The sequence below is a fragment of the Duganella sp. Root198D2 genome, assembly GCF_001428585.1.
Lineage (GTDB): Bacteria > Pseudomonadota > Gammaproteobacteria > Burkholderiales > Burkholderiaceae_D > Rugamonas.
Map to the genome: position 1 here is coordinate 1 of NZ_LMIC01000047.1, position 1,134 is coordinate 1,134.

A 1,134-nucleotide genomic window follows, 5' to 3' on the forward strand; every position below is an offset into this window, starting at 1 on the left:
CTGTTCCTGTATAACTATTACGGCACCCCAGCTGCCGACGGCAGTATGGGCGTCGAGGTCGACTACCTCGAGTTCATTGATGCTGCTGGCAATGTCCTCAATGCCAATAGCAGCATGGCAGAAGGGACCAGTAATTGGACCAATTACTCTGGCAGCTCTGAAGCGGTCAACACCCCCGCGCTGACGTTGTCGTCGGTGCGGGCGTTGCTGCGTGCTGACGCGTCGAAAGATGTGCGCGAATTCCAGCGTTTTGACAAAGATGGCCGCTTGGCCTGGAGCGTTGATGCGACCGGCGCAGCCACGCAGCTTATCTACGATGGCCGAGGAAATGTCGTAAAGAGGATAGCGTACGCCGAGTATCTGACGACAGCGGCACTAGTAGCATTGGCCGCGGATTCGAACTCTGCTCCGGCGCCTACAGGTGGATCGACGTTGTATCAATTCGTCTACGACGCCAATAATCGCCTGGTGTTTACTGTCGATCCGCTTGGTGCCGTCAGCGAAAATCGCTACGACAGACTTGGCAATGTGGTTGAGACTGTGCGCTATGCCGCTCCAATCGCTGTGTCGAACGGGATGCAGCAATTGAGCACGGCGTCGATCGTTGCGCTGTTGAAGGTGGATCCGACGAAAGACGCGCATCAATTCCAGCGATATGACAAGCTTGGCCGCTTGTCTTGGAGCGTTGACGGCACTGGCGCCGTTACGCAGCTGTTCTACGATAGAAACGGCAACCTGGCTATACGCCTTGCTTACTCTGAGAGCTTGACGACAGCGGCTTTGGCAGCGCTTTCGAGCGACACGAATGCGCTACCGGTGCCGAGCGGGGTGCCGGCGATGACTGGGTACACTTACGATGCCGACAACCGCTTGGTGTTTTCCGTCGATCCGCTCGGAATCGTCAGCGAGAACCGCTACGATGCGAATGGCAAAGTAATAGAAACGGTGCGGTATGCCGCAGCGATCACGCTGGGTGACAATGCGCAGCAAGTAAGCGTGTCGACGGTGCAGGCACTGCTGCGTGCCGACGCGGTAAAGGACGTGCATCAATTCCAGCGCTACGACAAGGACGGCCGCCTGGCCTGGAGCGTGGACGGCACCGGCGCCGTCACGCAGCTCATCTACGACACCCAG

1 pseudogene is annotated in these 1,134 nt (G+C 57.9%); it reads left to right on the plus strand.

Annotation, left to right across the window (positions count from 1 at the left end):
* Positions 1-1,134, plus strand: a pseudogene (locus ASE26_RS23735) (hypothetical protein); the annotation flags it as partial.